The sequence below is a fragment of the Bradyrhizobium sp. STM 3809 genome (assembly GCF_000239795.1).
Taxonomy (GTDB): domain Bacteria; phylum Pseudomonadota; class Alphaproteobacteria; order Rhizobiales; family Xanthobacteraceae; genus Bradyrhizobium.
Genome location: NZ_CAFJ01000049.1, coordinates 1 through 7,471 on the forward strand (window position 1 = coordinate 1; position 7,471 = coordinate 7,471).

The window sequence follows — 7,471 nt, forward strand, 5'->3', positions numbered from 1 at the left end:
ACGTATCGTGACGACGCGTACGTCCCTCTGCACGAGGCGGGTCGAGCGAGAGCATCGTGCTGATTTGGCCGACGTGGCAAGGGGTGAGGCTGCGACAAACCAACACGACGGGCAGTTTGCGCATGGAATGCATGCGGGAAATGCCCGTCGGGCGGAGATGCAAGCTCCTACAACGCGAGCTGATTGTTGCGTTGAAAATCTCTCGCCGAGCAGGGCGCAGTCATCGGCAGCGCAAGTCCGTAGGGTGGGCAAAGGCGCGCGCATGCTGCTTGTTGCGTCATGCGATGTGCGATGCGCGACGTGCCCACCGCGTCGCAGACGCGGATGGACGGTGGGCACGCCACCGCCCTGCGTGCGGCGGCTTTGCCCACCCTACCGGTGATCATGAACACCTGGCGTAACAGACCATCCTCTCACATGCGCCGCCAGCTCTTGCCACGGCTGCAATGTCCACGCGCCCGACGCCGCGCCGGAGGGCGACGCGAGCACGAACGCGACCGGTAAATCCTCCTGATCCGGCTGTCGCCCGAGCACGATGGCGCTGGTCGGCCGGCCGTAGAACATGCTCGCGGCCTTCTTGCTGGTGAAGGCGACCGTCGCCGGCCGATGCTGCCGGATCTTCGCGACGAAGCCCGCGACATCCACGCCGGCCTTCAGCGCGACATGGTCCATGCCCGCGCCCTGCTTGCAGAGATCGGTGAAGCCGATGCCGAGCGACAGCAGCAGAGGAAACTCCGCCGGCTGATACAGCCGCGGCGTCAGGCCTGTCGCATGCAGCGTTCGCCAGAAACGGTTGCCGGGATGGGCGTAGTAGTGGCCGGTCGCGGCCGAGCGCTCGCTCGCGGCGGTGCCGACGAAGACGAGACGCAGGCCGGGCCGGAGCTGATCGGGCAGGCGGTCCATGCTTGGCGTTGTCGCATTATTGCGAGATCAGCAACAAGCCATTGATGGCCGGGCGCGTTGTTGGGCCGTCAGCCCGGCGCTACACGTCGCTCCAGCAACGGGAGCCCATCATGTCGGACCGCCGCCTCTATCATTTTCCTCTGTCGGGCCATGCGCATCGCGCGCGGCTGATGCTGAGTCTGCTCGGCCTGCCGTGCGAGCTCGTCGAGGTCGACCTCAGGGGCGGCGCGCAGAAGCAGCCGGATTTCCTCGCGCTCAACGCGTTCGGCCAGGTGCCGGTGCTGGTCGACGGCGACGCCGTGATCCCCGATTCCAATGCGATCCTGGTCTATCTGGCCCGCCGCTACGATGCCTCCGGCCGCTGGTGGCCGCGTGACCCGCTGGTCCAGGCGCAGATCCAACGCTGGCTGTCGGCGGCGGCCGGGCCGCTGGCTTTCGGTGCGGCGGCCGCGCGCATCGCCACCCTGTTCGGCGGCCCGCTCGACATGGCGCGGGCGCACCAGATCGCCAACAATCTGTTTGCGGTCATGGAGCGCGAGCTCGGGACGCTGCCGTTTCTCACCGGCGAGACGCCGACCATCGCCGACATCGCCCTCTACAGCTACACCGCACACGCCCCCGAGGGCGGCGTGTCACTGACGCCCTATCCGAACGTCCGGACATGGCTGGCGCGGATCGCCGCTCTGCCCGGCTTCGTGCCGATGCAGGCGAGCCCCGTGGCCGCGAGCGCGCTCGGATGATCGAGCGGACGCGTGACCACGCTCCGTCGCGGTGAGGCCTCGGGACGAGGCCCTCGAAACGCAGCGGGGAATCCGACCCTCATGGCGATGAGCGCCGCTCGCGGCGCGTCTCGAACCATGAAGCTCGGATAGCTTCGGCATGCGGCGTTTCGACGGAGCCCTGCCTTACAGGAAGCAGCGGCGTTCGTCGCGCAGCTTGAGCTGGATGTTGGTGGCTTCGACGAAGGTCGGCACCGGCTTGGAGACGATCTTGTAGGTCGATGGCCATTCCAGCGGCTTCGACTGCAGGTCGGTGTTCCAGATCTGGCAGATGCCGGTGTTCTCCCAGCGGATCACATAGTAGCCGCTCTTGGGCGCCGGCGCGGCCAGAGCGGGCGCGGCGATCGAGGCGGCCGCGAGCGCGGCGGCAGCGGCAACAGAGGTCAAGCGGCGCATCGTCAATCTCCTGAAACGGACCAACCAAATCATCCTCGCTGCACGCTGCGGTGATCAGACCGAGCGGCAGCCACCGCGAAGTGGTGCGACAAAAGCGCGCGCAGCGCAAGACGCTGGCGCTGGTCGTTCACAGCGATGTCAGGGATTGATGCGACGGTGGAGGCAGGATGAGGCCGCCGCGCCGGAGCGGGACGGTATCGAAGGCGCTCACAGCGTGCACCGCCCCTGCCGGCGCAGCATGATCTGCAGATGGACGGCATCGCTCAACGTCGGCACCGGGCGGCTGATCACCTGATAGCGTGACGGCCATTGCAGCGGCCTGAACGTGAACGCCTCGCTCCAGACCTGGCAGATGCCGGTGTTGTCCCAGCGCAGGATGAAGTAGCCGGCTTGTGCCGGGGCGGCGGCGAGAAGGCCTGCTGCAATGAGGCTCGCGGCCAAACAGATCATGGTGAAACGCGACATCGGCAAACTCCGGCAACACACAGGCCCCAGCGTCGAGCGCGGCCTGTGTCGGAGCGGTGTCGTTCGATTTGAAGGCAGTTGGCCGTGATCCGTGCGGCAAATCCGCGCGAGCAGGCGTGCGTTGTTGGAGGCGCATGGCCGGGCGCAGAAGCGAGTTTGTCGGCGTCGAGCCCGGAGCGGCGCGGGAGCTGGTCTCGCTCAGCGAACGAGGCATCTGCGACGGCTGCCAGCTTGAATGCTCACCTCACCAGGTGTGTGCAGCGCAGGTTTCTTCAAGCTCGACAGGGAGGCTCAATCGACAAACAGCGACGCTGTGCAATACAGCGCCCTCTCCCCTTGTGGGAGAGGGCATGGATGGCCCATCCGCGTCCGCGGTTGGGTGAGGGGTCTCTCTCCAGAAGCACCCCTCGTGGAGAGAGACCCCTCACCCAACCGAGCCTGTTGGACTGTCCTACATGCCCTCTCCCACAAGGGGCGAGGGCACATTCATGCCCACCGCGCCCGCAGCTCGAGGCCGTCGGGCGAGAGCCACAGAGCTACGCCTTCGAAATCGCCGCGACGCCCTCGATCTCGATTAACATCTTCGGATCAGGCAGCGCCACCACGACGCAGGTGGTGCGCGCCGGATACGGCGCCGGTCCGAAAGCTTCCTCATAGAGCCGGTTCATGACCGCGACGTCGGACGCGCGCGTGAGCAGCACGTTGACCTTGACGAGATCGCGAATGCCAGCGCCGCCTTCGGTCAGGACGCGCGTGAAGTTCGTCACCACGTTGACGAATTGCGCCTCGAAGCCGTCGGGCAGGTTGCCGTGGGCGTCGAAGCCGGGAATGCCGGAAATGAAGAGGAGATCGCCGACGCGGGTGCCGAAGGAGAGGGGCGGGGCTTTGATGTGGGGTGGAGCGGGGAGGTGGTGGATGGGCATGTAGAGCCTAATCTTCAAAACGGATAGCGAAGATAAGAGCACGAGAGACTAAACGATAGTGCGCGGATTGATTTTTAGATGGGCTGTTTCGTAGTGATAAGGTACGTTTGACGTTTCGTGCGTTAACGCATGTCCTGCTTCTGTTGAATTGAACTTTTGATGGAGAATTATATGAGCCGCAAAACTTCTAAATCTTATGATGTGTTCATTAGTCACGCTAGTGAAGATAAGGCCGCCTTTGTAAAGCCATTGGCAAATTTCCTCAAGGAGACGGGTGTTTCTGTTTGGTACGATGAATTCTCACTGAGTGTCGGCGACAGTCTATCAAGATCGATAGACAAGGGGCTTGCTAGGAGCAAGTTCGGGATCGTTGTTCTTTCGAAGGCGTTTTTAGGGAAGCGTTGGCCTGAATATGAATTGCGTGGACTTGTCGCCAAAGAGATGGAAGCGGACAAGGTGATCTTACCCGTCTGGCTCGGCGTATCGAAGGCTGATGTTCTCAACTATAGTCCACCGCTTGCTGATAAATTTGCGATGGACGCAACCGGTGCGTCGATCGAGTTGACAGGGCAGAAGCTCTTGGAAGTGATCAAGCCCGAGCTATTTGAGAAAATCAATCGTCGTCTAGTGGACGTCAGGTCGCGCGTCTATTCTGGAACTGCGAGGGTCGACCCAAAAAAACTTACGCCAGGTTGCTCCAATTAGACACGTAAGTCTGTCGAAGGAGCTGTTGTCACGGGTGCGGCTTATAAGAGCCGCCCTGCTCAGGGTGCGTCCTATGTCGATGCGGGAATGGGTCGACGGTTTTAGGAGAGACACCAATCCTGATCAGGAGATTGCGATATGGGAGCGAATTTCGTCTACTTACCTTGAGGCTGCGTATTCTTGTCCTGAATCTGAGCGACAGAAGATCTATGATCAGGTCTTTGACTTTATTGGTCTAGGGAATGCGCAGGGCGTTTCGGAGGAGATTTTTACTCGATGCTCAAATATTCAGCCCATTGAAGGCAAGGAGGTTGAAACATATGGAGAAAACGTCCTTGAGGACGTCGATGGTGAAGTTCCAAAGTCGGAGCGTCCCGAGGCCGACGTAGTCAGTCAAGATGTCATCGACAGGCTGCGTCTGGATGAATTGAAATCTCTGGTGAAAGTCAATAGTGCGATTCGCGTTGATGTCAGCGAGTTTTCAGAGATTGGAGTAAGGAATCTGCTCGCTGAATGCGATGTCATAATAGGAGAAGACCGAAATACTGGCGCTCGATCCGCGTTCTATGGAAAGGAAGCCTTCGAGATTTTCGCAAGACGCAGGGAACCGGGCTTAGTGTTTCCCCGGCCCGTGATGATTGTTACGTACGACAACAGTAGTGATGATCTAGAGAAGATCTTTGCCTTAGTTCAGCACCTAAAGGGAGCGTGCTGTTATAAGGGAGCGTCGAGGAAGAGCGCGAAGAGTTCGGTTCGAAGCAAAAGAAGGTCGCCTGGCGGGCGCAAATCAAGGGGGGTGTAATTTTCCTGATCTGCTGGGTTCATTCTTCAGATCTCGGTTTAAATGAACGAGCATCCAGACTTTGAAGTCAAAGCCGGGCTTTCGCCCGGCTTGATGGATGGCCGGGTCTGCGCCCGGCCACGACGATGGAGAGAGCGGAGCGGGCGTCAGGACAACGCCTTGTTGCTCTCCTTCACCTTCTCCGCGTCCAGATACACGCTGCTGCCCATTTCCTTGAACTTGGCACTCATCTGGGCCATGCCGTCCTTGATGGTGCCCGAGATGGTCATGCCGACGGTGGCCGGATCATTCAGCGTGGCGGCGTAGTCGCGGACGTCCTGGGTGATCTTCATCGAGCAGAATTTTGGGCCGCACATCGAGCAGAAATGCGCGACCTTGTGGGCTTCCTTCGGCAGGGTCTCGTCGTGGAAGCTCTTGGCGGTGTCCGGGTCGAGGCCGAGGTTGAACTGGTCGGTCCAGCGGAACTCGAAGCGGGCGCGCGACAGGGCGTCGTCGCGCAGCTGCGCGGCGGGGTGGCCCTTGGCGAGGTCGGCGGCGTGGGCGGCGATCTTGTAGGTGATGACGCCGGTCTTGACGTCGTTGCGATCGGGGAGACCCAGATGCTCCTTCGGCGTCACGTAGCACAGCATCGCGCAGCCGAACCAGCCGATCATGGCCGCACCAATCCCTGAGGTGATGTGGTCGTAGCCCGGCGCGATGTCGGTGGTCAGCGGCCCGAGCGTATAGAACGGCGCCTCGCCGCACTCCTTGAGCTGCTTGTCCATGTTGATCTTGATCTTGTGCATCGGCACGTGGCCGGGGCCCTCGATCATGACCTGGCAGCCCTTGTCCCAGGCGATCTTGGTGAGCTCGCCCAGCGTCTCCAGCTCGGCGAACTGGGCGCGGTCGTTGGCATCGGCGATCGAGCCGGGGCGCAGGCCGTCGCCGAGCGAGAACGACACGTCATACTTGCGCATGATGTCGCAGATCTCGTCGAAATGGGTGTAGAGGAAGCTCTCCTTGTGATGTGCGAGGCACCACTTGGCCATGATCGAGCCGCCGCGCGAGACAATGCCGGTGACTCGGGACGCGGTGAGATGGATGTATTGCAGCCGCACGCCGGCGTGGATGGTGAAGTAGTCGACGCCCTGCTCGCACTGCTCGATCAGGGTGTCCTTGTAGAGCTCCCAGGTCAGCTTGACCGGATCGCCGGCGCACTTCTCCAGCGCCTGGTAGATCGGCACGGTGCCGATCGGCACCGGCGAGTTGCGCAGGATCCATTCGCGGGTGGTGTGGATGTTGCGCCCCGTGGAGAGGTCCATCACGGTGTCGGCGCCCCAGCGGATCGCCCACACCATCTTGTCCACTTCCTCTTCCACGGAGGAGGTCACCGCCGAGTTGCCGATATTGGCGTTGATCTTGGTGAGGAAGTTGCGGCCGATGATCATCGGCTCGAGCTCGGCGTGGTTGATGTTGCAGGGGATGATGGCGCGGCCGCGCGCGATCTCGTCGCGCACGAACTCCGGGGTGATGAAGGCGGGCACGGCGGCGCCAAAGCTCTCGCCGTCGGCGAGCGCGGCTTCGGCACGCTCGAGCTGAACCTTGCGGCCGAGATTCTCGCGTTCGGCGACGTAGATCATCTCCTTGGTGACGATGCCGGCGCGAGCGAATTCGAGCTGGGTGATCTTGTGGCCGTCGAGGCCGCGCAGCGGCTTGTGATGCGCGGTGAACGCCTTCGCCGCCTTGTCGGCGCCGACATTGCCGTTGTCCTCGGGCTTGATGTCGCGGCCCTGATATTCCTCGACGCCGCCGCGCTCGAGCACCCAGGCGGTGCGGTTGCGCGGCAGGCCGGCATTGACGTCGATCGTGACGTTGGGATCGGTGTACGGACCGGAGGTGTCGTAGACCGGCAGGTTCGTCTCGCCGGCGGCCTCGGAGAGGATGATCTCGCGCAGCGGCACGCGCAGGTCGGGCGCGGAGTCCGGCACAGCATAGATCTTGCGCGAGGAGGGCAGCGGGCCTGTGGTGACGGCGGGCAGGGTCGTGTCGGGATTGGAGCGGATGTTCATGGGATCCTCCTTCTCAATTGTCGTTGTCGGAGTGAATGGGGGACGTCATTGCGAGGAGCGTGAGCGACGAAGCAATCCAGGGCGGCACGCACGGCCCTGGATTGCTTCGCTTCGCTCGCAATGACGGTGGAGCGAGTGGGGCATTAGGCCGGCTCCTTGGTCGCGTCGAGCCAGGCGCGGACGCGCGAGTCTGGATCTGCGTTCTGGGTGACGTCGCTGACGACTGCGATGGAGTCCGCGCCGGCCGCGAAGATCTCGGCGGCCTGATCCAGCTTGATGCCGCCGATCGCGACCAGCGGGATCTTGCCGACGCGCTGCTTCCAGACGCTGATCTTCGCAATGCCCTGCGGGGCGAAGCGCATCGCCTTCAGGGTGGTCGGGAAGATCGGGCCGAGCGCGACGTAGTCGGGCTGGGCGGCGAGAGCAGTCTCCAGCTCGGCATCGTCATGC

Annotated in this window: 9 protein-coding genes; 3 read left to right on the top strand and 6 right to left on the bottom strand. The window is 62.4% G+C overall.

Translation table 11 applies throughout. From position 1 onward, the window contains the following. Positions 1–372: 372 nt before the first annotated feature. Positions 373–903 carry a mismatch-specific DNA-glycosylase gene (locus BRAS3809_RS02160; protein WP_008960460.1) on the bottom strand — a complete coding sequence of 177 codons (531 nt, stop codon included), beginning with the start codon at positions 901–903 and terminating at the stop codon, positions 373–375. Between the two features lie 110 nt (positions 904–1,013). On the opposite strand from BRAS3809_RS02160, the gene BRAS3809_RS02165 reads away from it, so the two are divergent. Then, entirely contained in the window at positions 1,014–1,643 is a 630-nt protein-coding gene (locus BRAS3809_RS02165; RefSeq protein WP_008960461.1) for a glutathione S-transferase family protein, read from the top strand. Between the two features lie 165 nt (positions 1,644–1,808). On the opposite strand, the gene BRAS3809_RS02170 is transcribed toward BRAS3809_RS02165, so the two are convergent. The 3 genes from BRAS3809_RS02170 to BRAS3809_RS02180 all read right to left on the bottom strand — a co-directional run bounded on the left by BRAS3809_RS02170 (position 1,809) and on the right by BRAS3809_RS02180 (position 3,466). After that, positions 1,809–2,078, bottom strand: coding sequence for a hypothetical protein (locus BRAS3809_RS02170; RefSeq protein WP_008960462.1), 270 nt, complete (start codon positions 2,076–2,078; stop codon positions 1,809–1,811). Positions 2,079–2,285: 207 nt separating this feature from the next. Then, positions 2,286–2,543: a hypothetical protein gene (locus BRAS3809_RS02175; protein ID WP_008960463.1), complete on the bottom strand. Its 258-nt coding sequence runs from the start codon at positions 2,541–2,543 to the stop codon at positions 2,286–2,288. Between the two features lie 536 nt (positions 2,544–3,079). Further along, a complete protein-coding gene (locus tag BRAS3809_RS02180; RefSeq protein WP_008960464.1) occupies positions 3,080–3,466 on the bottom strand; it encodes a RidA family protein in 387 nt (128 codons plus the stop codon). A gap of 171 nt (positions 3,467–3,637) precedes the next feature. On the opposite strand from BRAS3809_RS02180, the gene BRAS3809_RS34560 reads away from it, so the two are divergent. Together BRAS3809_RS34560 and BRAS3809_RS35640 are read left to right on the top strand one after the other, a co-directional pair. Then, a complete protein-coding gene (locus BRAS3809_RS34560; RefSeq protein ID WP_201767113.1) occupies positions 3,638–4,171 on the top strand; it encodes a toll/interleukin-1 receptor domain-containing protein in 534 nt (177 codons plus the stop codon). 73 nt (positions 4,172–4,244) lie between these two features. Next, the gene (locus BRAS3809_RS35640) at positions 4,245–4,973 is read left to right on the top strand and encodes a hypothetical protein (protein ID WP_139017293.1); all 729 of its coding nucleotides are present in this window, start codon (positions 4,245–4,247) and stop codon (positions 4,971–4,973) included. 146 nt (positions 4,974–5,119) lie between these two features. Here the strand turns inward: BRAS3809_RS35640 and thiC are convergent, their stop codons facing one another. Together thiC and BRAS3809_RS02190 are read right to left on the bottom strand one after the other, a co-directional pair. Next, a complete protein-coding gene (thiC, locus tag BRAS3809_RS02185; protein WP_008960467.1) occupies positions 5,120–7,021 on the bottom strand; it encodes a phosphomethylpyrimidine synthase ThiC in 1,902 nt (633 codons plus the stop codon). A 143-nt stretch (positions 7,022–7,164) separates the two neighbouring features. Beyond that, positions 7,165–7,471: thiamine phosphate synthase (locus BRAS3809_RS02190; RefSeq protein ID WP_035655052.1), on the bottom strand; the 307-nt coding region annotated here is incomplete at its 5' end.